Origin of the sequence: Streptomyces sp. NPDC001868 (assembly GCF_040297125.1) — a bacterium.
Taxonomy (GTDB): Bacteria; Actinomycetota; Actinomycetes; order Streptomycetales; family Streptomycetaceae; genus Streptomyces.
The window spans coordinates 46,720-67,429 of record NZ_JBEOYO010000007.1 but is presented as its reverse complement, the minus strand read 5'-3'; the positions used below and the strand labels follow the sequence as shown (position 1 = coordinate 67,429).

The 20,710-nt window shown below is 69.5% G+C and carries 19 protein-coding genes and 1 riboswitch; of the genes, 6 read left to right on the top strand and 13 right to left on the bottom strand.

Features of this window, described 5'->3' with window-relative positions; genetic code table 11:
- Window positions 1-75 precede the first annotated feature (75 nt).
- A riboswitch (cobalamin riboswitch) is annotated at window positions 76-211 on the bottom strand.
- Window positions 212-274: 63 nt separating this feature from the next.
- The 7 genes from ABT147_RS10880 to ABT147_RS10850 form a co-directional block, all read right to left on the bottom strand.
- A complete protein-coding gene (locus ABT147_RS10880) occupies window positions 275-781 on the bottom strand; it encodes a GNAT family N-acetyltransferase (RefSeq protein WP_351404212.1) in 507 nt (168 codons plus the stop codon).
- Window positions 782-878: 97 nt separating this feature from the next.
- Window positions 879-1,868: a nucleoside hydrolase gene (locus tag ABT147_RS10875; protein ID WP_351404210.1), complete on the bottom strand. Its 990-nt coding sequence runs from the start codon at window positions 1,866-1,868 to the stop codon at window positions 879-881.
- 354 nt (window positions 1,869-2,222) lie between these two features.
- A complete protein-coding gene (gene mctP, locus ABT147_RS10870) occupies window positions 2,223-3,848 on the bottom strand; it encodes a monocarboxylate uptake permease MctP (protein ID WP_351404208.1) in 1,626 nt (541 codons plus the stop codon).
- Complete coding sequence (locus tag ABT147_RS10865) at window positions 3,845-4,123, bottom strand: DUF3311 domain-containing protein (protein WP_351404206.1); 279 nt, start codon at window positions 4,121-4,123, stop codon at window positions 3,845-3,847. Before ABT147_RS10865 ends, mctP begins: the two co-directional genes overlap by 4 nt.
- Window positions 4,124-4,290: 167 nt before the next feature.
- Window positions 4,291-4,491 carry a YbdD/YjiX family protein gene (locus ABT147_RS10860; RefSeq protein ID WP_502983075.1) on the bottom strand — a complete coding sequence of 67 codons (201 nt, stop codon included), beginning with the start codon at window positions 4,489-4,491 and terminating at the stop codon, window positions 4,291-4,293.
- Window positions 4,472-6,619, bottom strand: coding sequence for a carbon starvation CstA family protein (locus ABT147_RS10855; RefSeq protein ID WP_351404202.1), 2,148 nt, complete (start codon window positions 6,617-6,619; stop codon window positions 4,472-4,474). The genes ABT147_RS10860 and ABT147_RS10855 overlap by 20 nt, the downstream gene beginning before the upstream one ends.
- Before the next feature lie 144 nt (window positions 6,620-6,763).
- Window positions 6,764-7,528 (bottom strand): GntR family transcriptional regulator, encoded by a 765-nt coding sequence (locus ABT147_RS10850; RefSeq protein ID WP_351404200.1) that lies wholly within the window; start codon window positions 7,526-7,528, stop codon window positions 6,764-6,766.
- A gap of 367 nt (window positions 7,529-7,895) precedes the next feature.
- Here ABT147_RS10850 and ABT147_RS10845 point away from each other — a divergent pair, with 367 nt between their 5' ends.
- The 4 genes from ABT147_RS10845 (at window position 7,896) to ABT147_RS10830 (ending at window position 12,906) form a co-directional block, all read left to right on the top strand.
- Entirely contained in the window at window positions 7,896-9,179 is a 1,284-nt protein-coding gene (locus ABT147_RS10845; RefSeq protein WP_351404199.1) for an extracellular solute-binding protein, read from the top strand.
- 311 nt (window positions 9,180-9,490) lie between these two features.
- Window positions 9,491-10,483, top strand: a complete 993-nt coding sequence (locus tag ABT147_RS10840) for a carbohydrate ABC transporter permease (RefSeq protein WP_351404197.1) — start codon at window positions 9,491-9,493, stop codon at window positions 10,481-10,483.
- On the top strand, window positions 10,480-11,352 hold the full coding sequence (locus ABT147_RS10835; protein WP_351404195.1) for a carbohydrate ABC transporter permease: 873 nt from the start codon (window positions 10,480-10,482) through the stop codon (window positions 11,350-11,352). Before ABT147_RS10840 ends, ABT147_RS10835 begins: the two co-directional genes overlap by 4 nt.
- A 6-nt stretch (window positions 11,353-11,358) precedes the next feature.
- A complete protein-coding gene (locus tag ABT147_RS10830) occupies window positions 11,359-12,906 on the top strand; it encodes a glycoside hydrolase family 3 protein (protein WP_351404193.1) in 1,548 nt (515 codons plus the stop codon).
- Between the two features lie 228 nt (window positions 12,907-13,134).
- Here the strand turns inward: ABT147_RS10830 and nagB are convergent, their stop codons facing one another.
- Window positions 13,135-13,920, bottom strand: coding sequence for a glucosamine-6-phosphate deaminase (nagB, locus tag ABT147_RS10825; protein WP_351404191.1), 786 nt, complete (start codon window positions 13,918-13,920; stop codon window positions 13,135-13,137).
- A gap of 623 nt (window positions 13,921-14,543) precedes the next feature.
- Here nagB and ABT147_RS10820 point away from each other — a divergent pair.
- Window positions 14,544-16,019, top strand: coding sequence for a sensor histidine kinase (locus ABT147_RS10820; protein WP_351404189.1), 1,476 nt, complete (start codon window positions 14,544-14,546; stop codon window positions 16,017-16,019).
- 178 nt (window positions 16,020-16,197) lie between these two features.
- Here ABT147_RS10820 and ABT147_RS10815 read toward each other — a convergent pair whose 3' ends face one another.
- Both ABT147_RS10815 and ABT147_RS10810 read right to left on the bottom strand, forming a co-directional pair.
- Window positions 16,198-16,455 (bottom strand): WhiB family transcriptional regulator, encoded by a 258-nt coding sequence (locus tag ABT147_RS10815; RefSeq protein ID WP_003992873.1) that lies wholly within the window; start codon window positions 16,453-16,455, stop codon window positions 16,198-16,200.
- A 318-nt stretch (window positions 16,456-16,773) separates the two neighbouring features.
- Window positions 16,774-17,745 carry a diacylglycerol/lipid kinase family protein gene (locus tag ABT147_RS10810; RefSeq protein ID WP_351404610.1) on the bottom strand — a complete coding sequence of 324 codons (972 nt, stop codon included), beginning with the start codon at window positions 17,743-17,745 and terminating at the stop codon, window positions 16,774-16,776.
- Between the two features lie 161 nt (window positions 17,746-17,906).
- Here ABT147_RS10810 and ABT147_RS10805 point away from each other — a divergent pair, with 161 nt between their 5' ends.
- Window positions 17,907-18,359, top strand: coding sequence for a hypothetical protein (locus tag ABT147_RS10805; RefSeq protein ID WP_351404187.1), 453 nt, complete (start codon window positions 17,907-17,909; stop codon window positions 18,357-18,359).
- Window positions 18,360-18,469: 110 nt separating this feature from the next.
- Here ABT147_RS10805 and ABT147_RS10800 read toward each other — a convergent pair whose 3' ends face one another.
- The 3 genes from ABT147_RS10800 to ABT147_RS10790 form a co-directional block, all read right to left on the bottom strand.
- A complete protein-coding gene (locus ABT147_RS10800; RefSeq protein WP_351404185.1) occupies window positions 18,470-19,639 on the bottom strand; it encodes a SigB/SigF/SigG family RNA polymerase sigma factor in 1,170 nt (389 codons plus the stop codon).
- The gene (locus ABT147_RS10795; protein WP_037695150.1) at window positions 19,636-20,049 is read right to left on the bottom strand and encodes an ATP-binding protein; all 414 of its coding nucleotides are present in this window, start codon (window positions 20,047-20,049) and stop codon (window positions 19,636-19,638) included. Before ABT147_RS10795 ends, ABT147_RS10800 begins: the two co-directional genes overlap by 4 nt.
- Before the next feature lie 345 nt (window positions 20,050-20,394).
- Complete coding sequence (locus ABT147_RS10790; RefSeq protein ID WP_351404183.1) at window positions 20,395-20,655, bottom strand: UBP-type zinc finger domain-containing protein; 261 nt, start codon at window positions 20,653-20,655, stop codon at window positions 20,395-20,397.
- Between the last annotated feature and the right edge of the window lie 55 nt (window positions 20,656-20,710).

Genomic DNA, 20,710 nt, shown 5'->3' with positions numbered 1-20,710 from the left:
CAGCACACGAGCGCACGCGGCGTCGCGTCCACCGGCCCATTCCACGAGGCCCGGACGTCAGGCACCCGGACCGGACGGCCGGGTGCGCTGTCGGCAGGTGTTCGGACTGAACAGGCGTGCGCAAATGGAGATGTACGCACGCGAGTACACCGTTGCGGGACAGTTCCGGATTCGCACCGGATTCCCCTGCGGCGACAGCGAGCATGAGCATACATCTAGTGCCGGGGCGCGGTGGCACCCCCACATGTTGTGTCGCCATCGACTTCGCAGGGTGTCAGAGCGTCAACTCATAGGTGATCAGCGTGAGGTCGTAGAGGTCGGGGAGAGGTCTCCAGTCGCGCTCCGGTGTGCGGGTGAAGCCCAGGCGTTCGTAGACGCGATGGGCGGCGTGCATACTCCGCTGGGTCGACAGCACCACGCGGACGCAGCCCTCCACGGCCCGGGCGCGCTCCACGCAGGCCCGCACGAGGGCCTCGCCGACACCCCGCCCACGCGCTTCCGGATCGACCGCGAGCATCCGTATCTCGGCCTCTCCCGCACGGGCGATGTCGGCCATGGGGCCGCCCGCCGGGACGAAGGTCACACCGCCGAGCACCCGGCCGTCCGCCACGGCGACGAGCACCTCGGCCGCTGCGGCCCGCTTCGCCACGTCGCGCAGCTCGACGAGGTACGCATCGCTCTCCCCGAAGTCCAGGAGTCCGTCGCCGAGGTAAGCCTGCGCGGTGGTCTCGCCGAGGGTGGTGTACTCGTCCGGGGCCACGGGCCTGATCGTGATGTCCATGCGTCGCAGTGTGCATCAGCGGGCGGGAGCGGGGCCCGCAGTTGTCCACAGGGGCGAAGACTTGTCCGATGATCCGACCCGGACGGGTGTGTTCCGCTCAGCCCACCGCAGGCCACCGCGGCAGCGTCGCCACGAAGTCCCTGCTGAAGTCGCGTGTGCCCGGCCCCAGGGCGACGCGGCCCGTGGCGCCGAGACGGGCGGTCAGGGCGGGGGACTCGGAGTAGTGGACGCGGTGGGCGGCGGCCGGCACGAACACGGTCTGGCCGCGCGTGAGTTCGCTCGCGCACTCCACGACGACCGCCCCCTCGGCCGCCTCGATGAACGCCTCGTCCCCGCAGACCCCGACGGCCAGCGGATCGTGCAGCGGGCAGGTGCCGTCGCCGCCGTGGCGGGTGTAGGCGTCCATGTAGGTACGCATCAGCCGGGCGGCGAGGGCCGCGCCCGGGCCCGCGGCCTCCAGCGCGGCGAGGTCGGCGGGACGGAACAGCCAGCGGTGCGAGGCGTCCAGGTCGACCATGGTGAACGGGATGCCGGAGGAGAGCACGATCTCGGCGGCGTCCGGGTCGGCCCAGATGTTGAACTCGGCGACCGGGGTGATGTTCCCCGGGACGTGGGCGGCGCCGCCCATGAACACGAACCTGCCGATGCGGCGGGCGAAGTCCGGGTCCTCCAGCAGGGCGACGGCCACGTTCGTGAGCGGGCCGGTCGCGCAGAGGGTCAGCTCGCCCTCGTACTCCCGGGAGAGCCGCAGGAGGGCCTGTGCGGACGACTCCGTGGGGTGCGGGGCCGTCGAGTCGGGGAGGGTTTCGTCGCCGAGGCCCGCCGGGCCGTGGAAGGCGGAGGCCTCTCGGTAGGGGAGGCGGGAGAGGGGGCGGCCCGTGCCTCTGTGTACGGGGACGTCGGCGTCGATGCGGAGGGCTCGGGTCAGGGCGCGGGCGTTGGCGTATGTGGCCGCTGCCGGGAGGTTGCCGCCGACCGATGTGTAGGCCTTGAGGTCCCACAGGTCCGTGCCGAGCAGGTACTGCAGGGCTACGGCGTCGTCTATGCCGGGGTCGCTGTCCAGGACGATCGGGGTGCGAGCGGTCACGCGGCCAGCGTAGCCGGATGGGTTTCGCCCCCGCCGCCCCTACCCGTCCCATCCAACAGGGGCTGCGCCCCTTCGACCCCCAAGGTGCCGGTGCGTGGGGCTTCTCGCGCAGTTCCCCGCGCCCCTTAAGGGCCTCCGGCCCTTTCGGGGCGAAAAGCGAGGGGCGCAGCCCCTGCTTTTTCAGGGGCGCGGGGAACTGCGCGACCAGCCCCCACCGGACCCGCACTCACTCACCCACCCATCCCGCGCGGAGCGCGAAGGGGGTCGAAGGGGCACCGCCCCTGGGGGATGGGACGGGTAGGGGCGGCGGGGGCGAAAGACACCCCGCGCCGCCCCGGAATCCGGTACGCGAACCTAGTGGCTCGACCCCGCCGTCGCCGGCGGCAGTTCCACCTGGACGCCCGCGTCGCCCGCGTCCGCCGTGTAGTCCTCCGGCCGGGTCTCGTCGATGCCGTCGGGGGCGTTGGCGGCCCGCAGGACGAACGTCAGCACGACCGTGACGACCACGTTCAGCACGAACGCCGTCAGACCGATGTACCCGATCTCACCGATCCCGGGAATCTCCGCCGAGGAGCCCCCGAAGTGCTTCTGCGTGGGCGAGGCCACCCCGTACGCGGCGATCGTCCCGTACAGCATGCCGACCGCCCAGCCCGCGAGGAGTGCCCAGCGGTGGCACCAGCGGGTGAAGAGGCCGCCGACCAGGGCCGGGAAGGTCTGGAGGATCCAGATGCCGCCCAGCAGTTGGAAGTTGATGGCGACCGTCTTGTCCATGGTGAGGACGAAGGCGAGGGCGCCGACCTTCACCAGCAGGGACACCAGCTTGGAGACCTTGGTCTCCTGTGCGGGCGTGGCGTCCGGCTTGATGAAGTCCTTGTAGATGTTGCGGGTGAAGAGGTTCGCCGCCGCGATGGACATGATCGCCGCGGGGACCAGCGCACCGATACCGATGGCCGCGAAGGCGACGCCCGCGAACCAGTCCGGGAACATCGTCTCGAACAGCTGCGGGATCGCCAGCTGGCCGTTCTGCACCTGGATCCCGGCCGCGATCGCCATGAAGCCCAGCAGGGCGAGCAGGCCCAGCATCAGGGAGTACAGGGGCAGGATCGTGGTGTTGCGGCGGATGACCTCGCGGCTCTTGGACGACAGCGTCGCCGTGATCGAGTGCGGGTACATGAAGAGCGCCAGGGCCGAGCCGAGGGCCAGGGTCGCGTACGTCCACTGGTTGGCGTCACCGGGGACGAGGGAGCCGCGCGGCTTGTCCGTCGCCGGGTTGGTCTGGCTGTACGCCTCGCCGGCCTTGGCGAAGATGTCGTCGAAGCCGCCGAGCTTGATCGGGATGTAGATGATCGCCACCGCGATGACGATGTAGATCAGGGTGTCCTTCACGAACGCGATCAGCGCGGGCGCCCGCAGACCGGAGGAGTAGGTGTAGGCCGCCAGGACACCGAACGCGATCAGCAGCGGCAGGTCCTTGATGAACCAGTTGGTGTTCTCGCCGCCGCCCACGCCCATCACGTCCAGCACGGCCTGGATGCCGACGAGTTGGAGGGCGATGTAGGGCATCGTCGCCAGGATGCCGGTGAGGGCGACCGCAAGGGACAGGCCCTTGGAGCCGAAGCGGCCCCGTACGAAGTCCGAGGTCGTCACATAGCCGTGCTTGTGGGAGACCGACCACAGGCGGGGCAGGAACGTGAAGATCAGCGGGTAGACGAGGATCGTGTAGGGCACCGCGAAGAAGCCGGCCGCGCCCGCCGCGTAGATGGCCGCGGGGACGGCGACGAAGGTGTACGCCGTGTAGAGGTCGCCGCCGAGCAGGAACCAGGTGACCCAGGTGCCGAACGACCGCCCGCCCAGGCCCCATTCGTCGAGGCTGTCGTTCTCGGCCTTGCGCCAGCGCGCGGCCAGGAAGCCCATGACCGTGACGGCCAGGAAGAAGAAGATGAAGACGGCGAGTGCCACGCCGTTCACGCCGTCCTTCACCGCGCGGCACCCCCGTCCTTGGTCTCGGACCTACGGGCCCGCTGGTCACGCTGCCACAGGACGTACGCGGTGGCGGTGAGCGCGGTGGAGATGAGCACCCAGGCCATCTGGTACCAGTAGAAGAAGGGGATGCCGATGAACGCCGGGTCCGTCTTGGCGTACGAGCCGACCCAGAGCATCGCCACGAACGGGGTGAACAGGCACAGGGCGATGACCACCCTGACAGGTGTCACCACCGGTGGCCCTGGTGGTCTCACTTCAGGCGCTTCCGACATGTCCCGGTTTCCGTCCCCTCGCTGATCACCGCACTGGTGACCGCACCGGTCACCACTGATCACCTGCTTAACGCGCAGGAAATGTAAGGGACGGGTTCCGTCGTATGGAACCCCCAGTCCGGATATCGGATGCGGAGGTTGTGTGTTCAGCGGGTTCGGCGGTGGGTTCAGCAGCAGCGGAACCCCTGCCGGGGGTCCGCTTCCTGGCGGTCCATCCGCATGCGTTCGAACTCCCGCCGGGTCGGCACCGGCGCGTCGGGGTCGTGTGTGCGCAGATGTTCCGCATAGCGGTCGTACGCGGACTCGTCGGTCAGCTCCCGTACGTACCAGCGCACGCCCCTGGCCGCCCTAGCCGCCCTGCCCAGCACCGACCGCAGCACGTGCCGTCGCCTCCTCTTCCTTCTCCTCCTTGGTCGGGATCAGCCCGGCGGGGGCGACGATCTTCGACTCGACGTACTTGGCCTCGCTCAGCGTGGACAGCGCGGGGCGGCGGACATGCCGTACGCAGACGCGTGCGGCGTCCGCGATCACGACGATGATCAGCAGGGCGAGGACGGCCGACAGCACGCCGTCGACCGTGGAGTTGGTGACGATGGTGTGCATGTCGTCCATGCTCTTGGCGGGGGCGATGACCTCGCCCCGGTCGATGCCGTCCTGGTAGACGCCGCGTTGCTTGAAGAAGCCGACGCGCGGGTCGCTGGAGAACACCTTCTGGTAGCTGGCCGTCAGGGTGACCGTCGCGTCCCAGGCCAGCGGAACGCCCGTGATCCAGGCCCACTTCAGGCGTCCCGACTTCACCAGCAGCGTCGTGCAGACCGTCAGCGCGACCGCCGCGAGCAGTTGGTTCGAGATGCCGAAGATCGGGAACAGCTGGTTGATCCCGCCGAGCGGTTCGTGGACGCCCACCCACAGGAAGTAGCCCCACAGCCCGCACACGATCGCGCTGGTGATGATCAGGCCGGGCTTCCAGCTGATGTCCTTGAACGGTCGGTAGACGTTGCCGAGGGTGTCCTGGAGCATGAACCGGCCCACGCGGGTGCCGGCGTCGAGGGCGGTCAGGATGAACAGCGCCTCGAACATGATCGCGAAGTGGTACCAGAAGGCCCGAAGCCCGTCGCCCGTCACCTGCGAGAAGATCTCCGAGACCCCGACGGCGAGCGTGGGCGCGCCGCCGGTCCTGGACAGCAGGGACGCCTCCTCGACGTTCTTCGCGGCGGCCGCCAGCTCCTCCGGCGAGATCGAGTAACCCCAACCGCTCACCACCTGCGAGGCGTTCTGCACGGTGTCGCCGATGACCCCGGCGGGCGCGTTCATCGCGAAGTACAGGCCCGGGTCGATGATCGAGGCGGCGATCAGTGCCATCACGGCCACGGACGACTCCATCAGCATGGAGCCGTAGCCGATCATCCGGACCTGCGTCTCCTTCTGGATCATCTTCGGCGTCGTACCGCTGGAGATGAGGGAGTGGAAGCCGGAGAGCGCCCCGCAGGCGATGGTGATGAAGACGAACGGGAAGAGCGAGCCCGCGAAGACCGGGCCGTCGCCGCGCGAGGCGAAGTCCGTCACCGCGGGCATCCGCAGTGTCGGCAGGGCGAAGACGACCCCCAGCGCGAGCAGCACGATCGTGCCGATCTTCATGAAGGTGGAGAGGTAGTCGCGGGGCGCGAGCAGCATCCACACCGGCAGGATCGAGGCGATGAACCCGTACGCCACCAGCCAGATCACCAGGGTGGAGGGCGCGAGCGTGAAGGTCTCCGCCCACGAGGACTCCGCGACCCAGCGGCCCGCCACCAGCGCGAGCAGCAGCAGGCCGACGCCGATCAGCGAGACCTCCGCGACCCGGCCCGGACGCAGAACCCGCAGGTAGAAGCCCATCAGCAGGGCGATCGGGACGGTCATCGCGATGGAGAAGGTGCCCCACGGCGACTGCGCGAGGGCGTTGACGACGACCAGCGCCAGCACACCCAGCAGGATGATCATGATGGCGAAGGCGGCGAGCAGCGCGGCGGCCCCGCCGAACGGGCCGATCTCCTCGCGGGCCATCTGGCCGAGCGACCTGCCGTCCCTGCGCGTCGAGAAGAACAGCACCACCATGTCCTGGACCGCGCCCGCGAAGATCACGCCCGCGATGATCCAGATCGTGCCGGGCAGATAGCCCATCTGCGCCGCGAGTACGGGCCCGACCAGCGGCCCCGCGCCCGCGATCGCCGCGAAGTGGTGGCCCAGCAGCACCCGGCGGTCGGTCGGATGGAAGTCGATGCCGTTGTCGAGGCGTTCCGCCGGGGTGGCCCGGGTCTTGTCGACCTTGAGGACCTTGTACGCGATGAACCTGGCGTAGAAGCGGTAGGCGATCGCGTACGAGCCCAGCGCGGCGGCGACCATCCAGGCCGCCGACACGTTCTCGCCCCGGGCCAGCGCGAGTACGGCCCAACCGGTCCCGGCGATCAGGGCGACGAGGGTCCAGATGACGATGGTGCGGACGTTCGCGGTACGCACAGCGGGGCCTCCCGTGTCCATGCGGCGACGCCAAGGACCGTAGAACAGGCGCGACGGTTGCGCTACACCGCGTGCATCACCTGTTACTCGCCCCGCTCGCCCCGGCCGCCGTGCCCCGCTCGCCCCGGGAGGGCCCCAAGTGGCTCAGTCCTGCGGCCTCTTGAGCCTCGCCACGAACTTGTACCGGTCGCCCCGGTACACCGACCGCACCCACTCCACCGGCTGTCCGTCCTGGTCCAGCGAGTGCCGGGAGAGCATCAGCATCGGCAGGCCCACGTCCGTGCCCAGCAGGCCGGCCTCGCGTGGGGTGGCCAGCGAGGTCTCGATGGTCTCCTCGGCCTCGGCGAGACGGACGTCGTACACCTCGGCGAGCGCGGTGTAGAGGGACGTGTACTTGACCAGTGACCTGCGCAGGGCGGGGAAGCGCTTGGCGCTCAGATGGGTCGTCTCGATGGCCATCGGCTCGCCGTTGGCCATCCGGAGGCGCTCGATCCGTAGCACGCGCCCGCCGGCGGTGATGTCCAGCTGCCCCGCGAGGGTGTCGTCGGCGGTGATGTAGCCGATGTCCAGCAGTTGCGAGGTGGGTTCGAGGCCCTGGGCGCGCATGTCCTCGGTGTACGAGGTGAGTTGCAGCGCCTGGGAGACCTTCGGCTTGGCGACGAACGTGCCCTTGCCCTGGATGCGCTCCAGGCGCCCCTCGACGACCAGTTCCTGCAAGGCCTGCCGCACGGTCGTGCGCGAGGTGTCGAACTCGGCGGCGAGCGTGCGCTCGGGCGGCACCGGGGTGCCGGGCGGCAGCGTCTCGGTCATGTCGAGCAGGTGCTTCTTCAGGCGGTAGTACTTGGGCACGCGTGCGGTACGGACGGTCGCCCCGTTCTCGTTCTCCGCACTGCTGACGTCGGTGCTCATGCTCCGCCTTCCCGGCTCCTCGTGGCGTGATCCCTCTGTATACCTTCGCAGGCCCCGCTGGTCTAGTCCACGGCGAGGTCTCCGCTGGTCCACTCCGCGAACGGGCAGTGGTCTACCTGAAGAGTGTGGCTCAAGCGCGCTGTTTTCGCTGGCTTATTACATAAAGGTTCTTGCATATGTAGGTCGCATAACGGCTGGTGGGAGCCGGTTCGCACCCTCTTGACACGCCGAATGGTCTGAGCCAAGCTCCGCCTACTGGTCTACACCATTGGTCCAGGTCCTGGCCCCATGGGCGGTACGTCTGTCACCGCGGGGAGCAGGGGGGTTTGTGGCATCCCTGAGCAATGGCATCCCTGAGGAGGGTGGCGTGAAGAGGAAGCTGACGATCGCGGTCTGTATCGCGGGCATGATGGTCTCCGTCGCGGCGTGCGGGGGCGGCGGCGGGAGCAAGAGCTCGGACACGGGGGCGGACACCAAGGAGCTGACGGTCTGGCTCACGGTGGACGCGCAGAACAACTGGCCGGAGCTGGTCAAGGCCGCCGACGAGGCGATCGAGAAGAAGCACCCCGGCATCACCATCACGCACGAGTACTACGGCTGGCCCGACAAGAACGCCAAGCTCGACGCCGTCCTCGCCACCGACAAGGCCCCCGACGTCGTCGAGATGGGCAACACGGAGATGCTCGCCTACATGGTCAAGGGCGCCTTCGCCCCCGTCGACCCGGCGAAGTTCGACAACTCCGACGCCTGGCTGGACGGCCTCAAGGCCTCCGTCACCTACGAGGGCAAGACCTACGGCGTCCCGTACTACGCCGGTGGCCGTGTCGCCAACTGGCGCAAGGACGTCTTCGCCGCCGCGGGCGTCAAGTCCCCGCCGAAGACGTACGACGAGCTGACCGCCGCCCTCGACAAGGTCCAGAAGAAGCAGGGCGACAAGTTCAGCGCCTGGTACCAGCCCACCCGTGACTGGTACGCGGCCATGTCCTTCGTCTACGACGCCGGCGGCTCCATAGCCGTCGAGTCGGGCGGCAAGTGGAAGGCCAGCCTCTCCTCGCCCGAGTCCATCAAGGGGCTCGACGCGTTCAAGGACGTCGTCGACACGTACATGCACGGCGACAAGACCAAGGACGAGTCCGACCGGTACATCGTCTACGGTCAGGGCAAGTCCGGCATGATCTTCGCCCCCGCCTGGGAGGGCGCGACCGCCGCGGCCAAGGAGAACGACAAGACCGGCAAGCTCGAAGGCAACGTCGAGAACTTCGTGATGCCCGGCCCGTCCGGCAAGAACCTCCCCGTCTTCCTCGGCGGCTCCGACCTCGCCGTCCCGGTGAAGTCCGACGCGCAGACCGTCGCCGCCGAGTGGATCAACGCCTTCACCGGGCCCGCCGGCCAGAAGGGTCTGATCGAGAAGGGCAACCTGCCCAACAACAAGACCGACCTCGCCACCCTGAAGGACGACCCGGCGACGGCGGTCCCGGCCACCGCTGCCGAGTCCAACTGGTTCGTCCCGATGGCTCCGGGCTGGGGCCAGGTCGAGAAGGCGCAGATCCTGCAGACGATGCTGCAGTCCATCGGCACCGGCAAGCAGTCGGTCGAGGAGGCCGCGAAGACGGCGGACGCCGAGATCGACAAGGTCATCAACAACGAGTGACGGTGACCTGCCGGTCGGGCCTGGCCGCGATGGCTGGGCCCGGCCGGGGGTGCCATCGCCGCCGGCCGGTGGGTGCCCCGGGTCCGGCCCGGGGTGCCGCAGTGGCCGGCCGGTGGGGGACATCGGTCGGGCCGGTTGACGACACCGGTCGGGCCGGTCGATGACATCGGTTCGGCCGGTGGGTGATCTACGAAAGTGCCGCGATGGGTGTCGGGTTCGGTGCCGGTGCGTCGTGGCTGGTCGCGCAGTTCCCCGCGCCCCTTCGAGGGCGCCTGCTGCCGGCCCCTCCTTCAGTTGCTTAGGAGCGCGCGATGAGTGCCGCAGACACGACAGCCCCCGCGAAGGTGCCGCCCGCGCGGCCGGCGCCGCCGCCGACCCCGCCCGTGGTCGCCGGGGGTTCGGCCAGACGTTCGGCAGGCGGCGCCGCCGTTCCCTGGGCGCTGCTGGCCCCCTGCCTGTTGATCCTCGCCGTCGTCCTCGGCTATCCGCTGGTCCGTCTGGTCACCCTGTCCTTCCAGGAGTTCGGCCAGTCCCAGCTGTGGGGGTTCAAGCCCGCCGAGTCGGTCGGCTTCGAGAACTTCTCCAAGGTGCTGGGGGACAGCGAGTTCTGGGCGGTCGTCGTCCGGACCATCGTCTTCGCCGGCGCCTGCGTGGTCTTCACCATGGTCATCGGCATGGCGATCGCCCTGCTGCTCCAGCGGGTCTCCGGCTGGGTGAAGACGCTCGTCAACATCGCGCTCGTGGCGAGCTGGGGCATGCCCATCATCGTCGCCACCACCGTCTTCAAATGGCTCTTCGACTCCGACTACGGCATCTTCAACGCCCTTCTGAGCAAGCTCCCCGGCGTCGACATGATCGGCCACAACTGGTTCGCCAGCGGTCCCGAGGGCCTGGCCGTCATCACCCTCCTCGTGGTGTGGGGCGCGGTGCCGTTCGTCGTCATCACCCTCAGCGCCGGACTCACCCAGGTCCCCAAGGAGTTGGAGGAGGCCGCCCGGCTCGACGGCGCCGGCGCGTGGGGCGTGTTCCGCTACGTCACGCTCCCCATTCTCAAGCCGATCATCGTGATGCTCACGACCCTCTCCGTCATCTGGGACATGGGCGTCTTCCCGCAGGTCTTCGTGATGCGCAACGGCCACCCGGAGGCCGAGTTCCAACTGCTCACGACCTACTCGTACGACAAGGCCTTCGTGGTCAACGACTACGCGCAGGGCTCGGCGATCGCCCTGCTCACCGTGCTGTTGCTGCTCGGCGTGATCGGCGTCTACATGCGCCAGATGCTGAAGATCGGAGAGGTCGAATGAGCACTGCCACTGTCTCCGGTCCCCGGAAGAACACGAAGAGCCGCTCCGGTCCCCGGAAGTCCAGGCTCGGCTGGAACCTCCTCGGCCTGTTCGTCTTCGTCACGGCCGGCTTCCCCGTCTACTGGATGCTCAACACGGCGTTCAAACCGGCCAAGGACGCGATCGACCCCGACCCCAGCCTGCTGCCGACGGCGATCACCTTCACCAACTTCGGCCGGGCGCTGGACATCGCCGACTTCTGGGGCCCCGTCGGCCGCAGCCTGATCGTCTCCCTCACGGTCGTCGTGATCGGCGTCGTCGTCGGCATGCTGGCCGCCCTCGCCATCTCCCGCTTCGCCTTCCGCGGCCGGAAAGTGGTCATCGTCGGCATCCTGGCGGTGCAGATGGTCCCACTGGTCGCGATGATCATCCCGGTCTTCCTGCTCCTGAACGACCTGGGCCAGTACGACCGTCTGACCGGTCTGATCATCACCTATCTGACCTTCATCCTCCCGTTCACCGTGTGGACCCTGCGCGGCTTCATCGTCAACATCCCGCGCGAGCTGGAGGAGGCGGCCATGGTCGACGGCTGCTCCCGCACCACCGCCTTCATCCGCGTGGTGTTCCCGCTGCTCGCGCCGGGCATGGTGGCGACCTCGGTCTACGGGTTCATCCAGGCGTGGAACGAGTACCTGTACGCCCTGATGCTGATGAGCCAGCAGAACCAGACGGCGACCGTCTGGCTCGGCAACTTCACCACCAAGCACGGCACCGAATACGCCCCGATGATGGCCGGCTCCACCATGATGGCCGTGCCGATCGTCGTCCTCTTCCTCCTCGTCCAGCGCAAGATGGCCGCGGGCCTCACCGCGGGCGCCGTGAAGGGATAACCCCCGATGACGACATTCGCCACCGGCTCGCCCGGTTCCCCTTCCGGACAGGACGGGCTCGCGCGGGACGCGCTGACGGTCCTGCAGCCCGGCTTCACGGGCACCACCGCCCCCGACTGGCTGCTCCGCCGCCTCGGCGAGGGCCTCGCCTCCGTCGGTCTCTTCGGCCGCAACATCGTCTCGCCCGGACAACTGGCCGCCCTCACCGCGCGGTTGCGTGCCGAGCACGAGGACGTCCTGGTCGCGATCGACGAGGAGGGCGGTGACGTCACCCGCCTGGAGGTCCGCAACGGCTCCTCCTTCCCGGGCAACCACGCCCTGGGCGCGGTCGACGACGTGGACCTGACCAGGGAGGTCGCCTTCGCCCTGGGCCGGCGCCTCGCGGAGTGCGGTGTCGACTTCAACTGGGCCCCGTCGGCCGACGTGAACGCCAACCCGTCCAACCCGGTCATCGGGGTGCGCTCCTTCGGCGCCGACCCCGACCTGGTCGCCCGCCACACGGCCGCCTATGTCACCGGCCTCCAGGCCGCGGGCGTCGCCGCCTGCACCAAGCACTTCCCGGGCCACGGCGACACCGCAGTCGACTCCCACCTCTCCCTGCCCCGCATCGACGCGGACCGCTCGCTCGTGGAATCCCGGGACCTGGCCCCCTTCCGCGCCGCCATCGCCGCCGGTTCGCGCGCGATGATGAGCGCCCACATCCTGGTCCCGGCCCTGGACCCGGCCCTTCCGGCGACGTTGTCCCGGGGCATCCTCACGGACCTCCTCCGCGGCGACCTCGGCTACGACGGCCTCATCGTCACCGACGGCATGGAGATGCAGGCCATCGCCGGCACCTACGGCATCGAACACGGCAGCGTCCTCGCCCTCGCCGCCGGTGCCGACGCCATCTGCGTCGGCGGCGGCCTCGCCGACGACGAGACCGTCCGCCGTCTGCGTGACGCCCTCGTCACCGCCGTCCGCCACGGCGACCTCGCGGAGGAACGCCTGGCGGACGCGGCGAACCGGGTCCGGGAGCTGGCGAAGTGGACACGGGCGGCGGCCGGGGGAGCGGGCCGCGCCGACGGCACAGGGCCCGAGGCCACCGGCGGGACGGGCGGCACCGAGGGGGGCGTCGGACTCGTGGCCGCCCGCCGCGCCCTCACGACGACCGTCGCGGCGCCCTACGAGCCGCCCACCCAGCCCCTCTACGTCGCGGCCTTCACCCCGGTGGCGAACATCGCCGTGGGCGACGAGACCCCCTGGGGCGTCGGCGCGGAGCTGGCCCGCCTCCTCCCGGGCACCGAGACGGGCACCTTCGCGGGCGACAGCGCGGGCGCCTCCGCCCTGGCGGTCGCCGGCCCCCGCCGTGTCGTCGCCGTCGTCCGCGACGAACACCGCCACCCCTGGATGACGACCGCCCTCGACACCCTCCTCACCACCCGCCCCGACACGATCGTCGTGGAGATGGGCATCCCCCAGTCCCCGCCCCGAGGCGCCCTCCACATCGCCACCCACGGCGCGGCGAGGGTCTGCGGCAGGGCGGCGGCCGAGGTCATCGCGGGAGTGCGGTAGCGGGCCGGACGGCGGGTGGAACGGGCGGACACGCGCGCCACCCGTTCCACCCGCCGCCCGACATCCCACCGCCCGACATCCCACCGTCCGACATCCCGCCGTCCGACATCCCGCCGTCCGACATCCCGCCGTCCGACACCCCGCCGTCCGACACCCCGCAGCTCAGACGCACAGAGGCGCCACAGCCCCTCCCATCGGGCCGTGGCGCCTAGGCATGTCCCGGCGGCGCTAGATCCCCTGCCAGTCGGGCTTGTTGTCGTACGTGTGCCGGAAGTAGTCCGCCAGCTTCAGCTTCGACGCGGCACCCTCGTCCACCACGACGGTCGCGTGACGGTGGAGCTGCAGCGCCGAGGCGGGGCACACCGCCGCCACCGGCCCCTCCACGGTCGCCGCGACGGCGTCCGCCTTGCCCTCGCCGGTCGCGAGCAGCACCAGGTGCCGGGCCTCCAGGATCGTGCCGATGCCCTGGGTGATGACGTGGTGCGGCACCTGTTCGATGTCGCCGTCGAAGAACCGCGCGTTGTCGATCCGGGTCTGCTCGGTCAGCGTCTTGATCCGCGTCCGGGAGACGAGCGACGAGCAGGGTTCGTTGAACCCGATGTGCCCGTCGGTCCCGATGCCGAGCAGTTGCAGATCCACACCCCCGGCCCCGGCCAGCGCCCTGTCGTACGCCTCACACGCCGCCGCCACGTCCTCGGCGGTCCCGTCGGGCCCCATGAACGCGTCCATGCCGAGCCCCAGCGGCTCCAGCACCTCGCGCCGCAGCACCGAGCGGTACGACTCGGGGTGCTCGGCCGGCAGCCCCACGTACTCGTCGAGCTGCGCGACCCGGGCCCGCGAGGCGTCCACGGCACCGGACCGCACCTTCCGCGCCAGCGCCGTGTAGATGGGCAGCGGGGTCGACCCCGTGGCCACCCCGAGCAGCGCCTCGGGCTTGCGCCGGAGCAACTCCGCCATCGCCTCGGCTATGAGCTCGCCACCCGCCTTGGCATCCGGAACGATGACAACTTCCACGCTGTGCCTGCCGATCTGGGAAGAAGGACTCAAGAAGGCTCGACCGGAACCCGTGGGGTCAAGCATCTCTCATGTGGTGTAGACCAATCTAGCAGGGGTGGCCTCCACGCGAAGGGGCCGCGAGCGGTGAATTCCCCGCCGAGAGCCCGATCGCCGAACGCGGCATTCCGGCCCGCCCTCATGCTGAAGGGGGCTACTCTGCGTAGGAGCCGTCGGCAGATGTCGGGCAAGGGAACAACAACAAACATCTGCCAACGCATGGACACACGCAGTGGTCTAGTCAACAATGCGTGGTAGAGCATGTGATCGATCAGCGGCTCACGGCCGCGGACGACCACAGGCGAAGAAGAACAAGCCTCCGTCTTCCCCGCACAGGAAGGCGGACGAGGACCCGGCGCTCTCTGCCCTGACTGCTCCGGATCCTCATCCTTCGGCCGACTGGGACCGCACACCCCACGGTCGATGTTGCTCCGGGCTGCGGTGCCGGGAGGGCTGAGGGTCCCTCTCAGGCGCCGCGGCCCGCGGGTGTCTCCGGGCCCGACAACAGCCGGTTCCCGAGCCCTTACCGGCCACGCCCCCCACTGTTTCCGGTCATGTTCGTACCGCCAGGTACGCTCGCACACGTGCCCTCCATGAACGAACTCGTCCGCCAGCACACCGCTCTCAGCGACTCCGACCTGGAGTGGCTGCATCTGCTGGTGTCGGAGTGGCAGCTGCTGTCCGACCTCTCCTTCGCCGACCTGGTCCTCTGGGTCCCCACCCGCGACGGCACCCGCTATGTCTCCGTGGCCCAGATGCGCCCCAACACCGGCCCCACCTCGTACCAGGACGACATGGTCGGCCACCTGGTCCCGCGCGGCCGCCGCCCCCTGCTCGACGTCGCGGTCGACGAGGGCCGCATCGTCCGTGAGGGCGACCCCGAGTGGCGTGAGGAGGTGCCCGTACGGGTCGAGTCCATCCCCGTGCGCAGGGAGGGGCGCGTGCTCGGTGTCATCGCGCGCAACACCAATCTGCTGACCGTGCGGACCCCGAGCCGGCTGGAGCTGACGTATCTCCAGAGCGCGTCGGACCTGGCCCAGATGATCGCCGCCGGAGCGTTCCCGTTCCCCGACCAGCAGGTCGACATGGACGCATCGCCGCGCGTCGGCGACGGGCTGATCAGGCTCGACGCCGACGGCATCGTCCAGTACGCCTCCCCGAACGCCCTCTCCGCGTACCACCGCCTCGGTCTCGCCGCCGACCTCGTGGGCTGCCATCTCGGCCGTACGACCGCCGAACTCGCGCCCTCCCGGGGGCCGGTGGACGAGGCGTTGGCCAAGGTGGCGAGCGGGTGGGCGCCGCGCGAGTTCGAGATCGAGTCCGTCGAGGGCGTGATCCAGTTCCGCGCGATCCCCCTCAAGCCCAAGGGGCCGCGCATCGGTTCGCTGGTGCTGCTGCGGGACGTGACGGAACTGCGGCGCCGCGAGCGTGAGTTGATCACCAAGGACGCGACCATCCGGGAGATCCACCACCGGGTGAAGAACAACCTCCAGACCGTCGCCGCGCTGCTGCGGCTCCAGGCCCGGCGCATCGAGTCCGAGCGCGGCCGGGAGGCCCTCGAAGAGGCCGTACGACGGGTCGGGTCGATCGCGATCGTGCATGAGACGCTGTCCCAGAACCTGGACGAGCGGGTGGAGTTCGACGAGATCGCGGACCGGGTGCTCGCCATGGTCGCCGAGATCTCCCCGGGCAAGGTCGTCGGCCGGCGCACCGGACGCTTCGGCATCCTGGACGCGGAGGTCGCGACGCCGCTCTCCATGGTTCTCACCGAGATCCTGCAGAACGCCCTCGAACACGGTTTCCGTGAGGGCGACACCGGCACCGTCGAGGTCTCGGCCGTACGCGGCGGCACCACCAAGGAGACCCGTCTCCTCGTCACGGTGCAGGACGACGGCGTCGGCCTCCCCGAGGGCTTCGACCCGCACCGCTCGGGCAACCTCGGCCTGCAGATCGTACGGACGCTGGTGGAGGGGGAGTTGGGCGGCACCTTCGACATGGTCCCGGCTCCGGAGCGGGGCACCCAGGTGATCCTGGACATCCCGGTGCTGGCACAGAAGTAGCAGTAGCAGGGGTGCCCGCAACGACGAAACAGCACCGAGCCCCGGACCATGATCTGGTCCGGGGCTCGGGCAAGTGGCTGATTAAGCGCACCGGGGGCACTGCGCGCTGCGGCTCGGGGGCGGGAGAAGCGCACTCGCTGTGCGCGCCGCCAAGCTCAGGCTATTGCTGGGTGGGATATCAGGCGGATGCCTGACGGGCCCGGTTGCGGGCGGCGCGGCGCTTCATGGCGCGGCGCTCGTCCTCGCTGAGACCACCCCAGACGCCGGAGTCCTGGCCGGACTCAAGCGCCCACTGCAGACACTGCTCGATAACCGGGCAGCGACGGCAGACAGCCTTGGCTTCCTCGATCTGCAGCAGCGCAGGACCGGTGTTGCCGATGGGGAAGAAGAGCTCGGGGTCTTCCTCGCGGCAAACGGCGTTGTGACGCCAGTCCATGGCTGCTACCTCTCCTTGGTATTACTTGCACGTTGCTTGTGAATGTGAACGCTTTCACGAATCCCTCAACAAGTGAAGGGCCGATCACCAGACGGACTGGTGTGGTCCTGTGGATTGAGGAGGGGTTCTGGCGCTTGCTTGAGCCGGTGTTGCGGGCTGTCCCGAGCGCCACGTAGAGACTCGCAAACCTCAGCGGCGGATACAACCCCTTCCGGAAAGTTTTTTTTGATTCCTCGGTGTCGACTGTGTCACAGCCGTACTTCCATGGGGTGGATCCTGGCCTAAACGTTCGAGTGGAAGGACTTTTGCCCGTTCCGCTCACACAATCACACGCAGTGCACGGCGTACGCCTGTGAACGTCACGCTCGTACGCAGTCCGAGGTGGTCGCCGTCCATCTGGAGGGGGAGGGGGACCTTCGAATGCAAGGTGAAGTCGGTCAGATCGTGCAGGGTGGTGGCGTGCTTGCCCTGGGGTCCGCGCTCGGGGGACGAAGTGAGCAACTGTGTGCCATATCGGGCGAGCGCGGGCGTCGACATGCGGCTGAGACCGAGCACATCGAGGCCTTTATCGAACGAGGCCTTAGGTGACGCGTACACCGGGCGATTGCCCAGAAACGTCCACGGGGACGTGTTGCAGACTATGGACAGCACAAGATCGGAAATCGGGTCCTGCCCGGGCCGCTCCACAGTGATCGTGCCGAGTCTGCGATGAGGCTCTTCCAGGAACTGCCGAAATGCCTGACGCAGGTAAAGAGCGTGTGTGGATTTCCGTCCGCGTTCCCGCTGTTGCTCGACCCGGCCGATCACACCCGCGTCGAATCCGAGGCCGGCACAGAAAGTGAACCAGCGGGACGGCACCGCCTCGTCCTCCGTGCCCGGGGTGCCCGAGGCCATGCCCAGGCCGATCGTGCGCTCCCGGCTCTCGCGCAGGGCGTCGAGCAGGACGCCGGTCGCCTCCACCGCGTCGTTGGGCAGCCCCAGCGCGCGGGCGAAGACATTGGTGGAGCCGCCGGGGACCACGGCGAGGCGGGGGAGGCGGTCGGGGGCGGGGCCGTGGTGCAGCAGGCCGTTGACGACCTCGTTGACCGTGCCGTCGCCGCCGAGCGCGACGACCAGTTCGATGTCGCCCTTGCCCTCCGCGGCCTGCCGGGCGAGGTCCCGCGCGTGGCCTCTGTACTCGGTGGTGACCGCCTCGAGCTTCATCTCGCTCGCGAGCGCGTGGATGAGCACATCGCGCGTACGTGCGCTTGTGGTGGTTGCCGCCGGATTGACCACGAGAAGTGCACGCATGCGTTGCAGCGTACCTACTGGGTGGTACTCGGCCCATACCGAGGTGCGGATCAAGGGGAAGATCGGGTAGTGACGATGAGCACGTGGGGGCGCGCGAAAGCGGGGTACGTGCCGGGCACCGGGGTCGGATCCGGCCGGAGGGCGAGGGCTACCCTTCACACGTGAGCCCTGAGCAGACCTCCACCCCGGACACCTCCGACGCCGAGCCCCGCCCCGGGCGGCTGACCGCCGCGGCCGCGCTGGCCGCGCTGGAGGGAGTGGCCCTGCTGGTGGGCGGCGGGGCCATGCTCGTCCTGGGTCTCACCGGAGACCCGGACGACCTGAGCACCGGCGTCACCGGGGGCGTCACCCTCGTCGCGCTGGCCCTGCTGCCGCTGATCGCCGCGCGCGGACTGCTGCTGCGGCGGAGCTGGAGCCGGGGGCCCGCCGTCATCACCCAGATCATGGCGCTGCCGGTGGCCTACAACCTGCTGCGCGCCGACAGCGTGGCGATCCCGGCGGGCATCGTGCTCGCCGTGGTCGCCGTCGCCGCGCTGGTCCTGCTGCTCAATCCCGCGACGACCCGGGCCCTCGGTATCCAGGGGCCGGGCCGGGCGGAGGAATCCGGGCGATAGCCGGTCGCGAGGACCGGCGTATCCGCTGTCCCACTTCGCTGTTCCGTTCCTCCGCGGCCGCGTTCCTCCGCGGCCGCGTTCCTCCGCGGCTTCGCCGCTTCCCGGCTTCGCTACTCCTCGACGAGCAGCTTCTCCCGCAGCTGCGCCAGGGTCCTCGCCAGCAGCCGGGAGACATGCATCTGGGAGATGCCGACCTCCTGGGCGATCTGCGACTGGGTCATGTTGCCGAAGAAGCGCAGCAGCAGGATCCGCTTCTCGCGGGGCGGGAGGTCTTCGAGCAGCGGCTTCAGGGACTCCCGGTACTCGACGCCCTCCAGTGCCTCGTCCTCGGCGCCGAGGGTGTCCGCGACGGCCGGGGACTCGTCGTCGGTGTCGGGGACGTCCAGGGACAGCGTGGAGTAGGCGTTGGCCGACTCCAGGCCCTCCAGGACCTCCTCCTCCGAGATGGCCAGCTTCTCCGCCAGCTCGTGCACCGTCGGGGAACGGCCGTGCTGCTGGGACAGCTCGGCCGTGGCCGTGGTCAGCGCGAGGCGCAGCTCCTGGAGCCGGCGCGGCACCCGCACCGCCCAGCCCTTGTCGCGGAAGTGGCGCTTGATCTCGCCGACGACCGTCGGGGTCGCGTAGGTGGAGAACTCCACGCCGCGGTCCGGGTCGAAGCGGTCCACCGACTTGATCAGACCGATGGTGGCGACCTGCGTCAGGTCGTCCAGCGGCTCGCCGCGGTTGCGGAACCGGCGCGCGAGGTGCTCCACGAGCGGCAGATGCATCCGGACCAGCCGGTTGCGCAGCTCCGCGTACTCGGCGCTGCCGTCCGGCAGGGCGCGCAGCTCTATGAACAGGGCTCGCGCCCCGCTGCGGTCCTGAGGGTCGTGGTGCGTGCTTCGCACACTCTGCGCGCTCTGCGGCGCACCCGCCTCGTCGTGTCGCTCGTGCTCGCTCATAGTCCCGCCCGCCGTCACCGTTCCCCCAGCTCCCGACTGTGCTGGAGCGGGGGAGGCCCCAGTCCGCCCTCGTGAGGACGTGGTGCTCCGTAGGGCACCCTCCGGATCCGGTTGCCCGCCGGAGGGCGCCTCGTGCTCCTCGTCGTCGGCCGGATCCGCCCATCGAGACATTCCGACCGCCGCCGAGGATTCGTCCTCCGGGTGCGGCCGGGCCTGTTCGGGGATGCCGTCGACGCCGTCCGCCAGATGCGCCGGTCCGCTCGGACCGCCGTCGTCCTCCGCGGGAAGTTCCCGTGTGCCGCGTTCTTCGTCCCGCACCGGCCCGTCCCCGTTCCTCACGCCGGCCCGGGTCCCGCGCCGCGCTGTTTGTAGAGGCTGATCGAAACGGTTTTGTCGTCGGCCACCGCGGAGGAGACCTTGCCCGCGAGGGCCGACAGCACGGTCCAGGCGAAGGTGTCACGCGCGGGGGCGTGCCCGTCCGTGGTGGGGGCCGAGACCGTGACCTCCAGCGAATCGTCGACCAGACGGAAGACACAGCTGAGCACCGAGCCGGGCACGGCCTGCTGAAGCAGGATCGCGCAGGCCTCGTCGACCGCGATGCGAAGGTCCTCGATCTCGTCGAGGGTGAAGTCCAAACGGGCCGCGAGGCCGGCCGTCGCCGTACGCAGCACCGACAGGTAGGCACCCGCGGCCGGCAGCCGGACTTCCACGAAGTCCTGGGTCCCGGGCTCGCCTGCGATCTGGGACACCCTCACCTCCAAGGTGGTACAAGCTTTTTCGGGGGCCCAGGGGTCGCCCCCCGGGGTAACGCGCTACGTGGTTCAGCGGTGACGCTATCGCGCTACCGAGCGCCGTGTCCTCGGGGTCCTGAGGACCCCACCCCATGCTGTCACTCATAGTAAGCCTATGAATACGCTCGGTGGCTAGAGGTCTGCGGGCCTCAAATAGGAAGAGCGCGCGCCGGATTGACGTACCCAGGCGCCGGACTGCCGAACCTTGTCACACGAGTACGTCGACGTGTCACGGGGTGACATGGTTCCGTCGTGCGGCGCTCGGCTTCGGGCTCGTACGCGTACATGGTCCGCCATGGTCCGTCATACGAGTACATGGTCGACGAAGCACCAGCGCCAGGTCTCGCCCGGTTCGAACGTGCGCATGATGGGATGGCCGCTCTCCTTGTGGTGCTCGGTGGCGTGCCGCATCGGCGAGGAGTCGCAGCAGCCCACGTGTCCGCACTCCAGACACATCCGCAACTGCACCGGATGGCTCCCGGCGGCCAGGCACTCCGGGCAGGTGTCGGTGAGGGGATCAGGCGCGGGGTGCGGCAGCGCGTCCGTGTGCGTGCACTGTTTCATGATTGCCAGGTTACGACGGGTGCGCGGAACATCGCGCGGAAACGAAGGCGGCGGA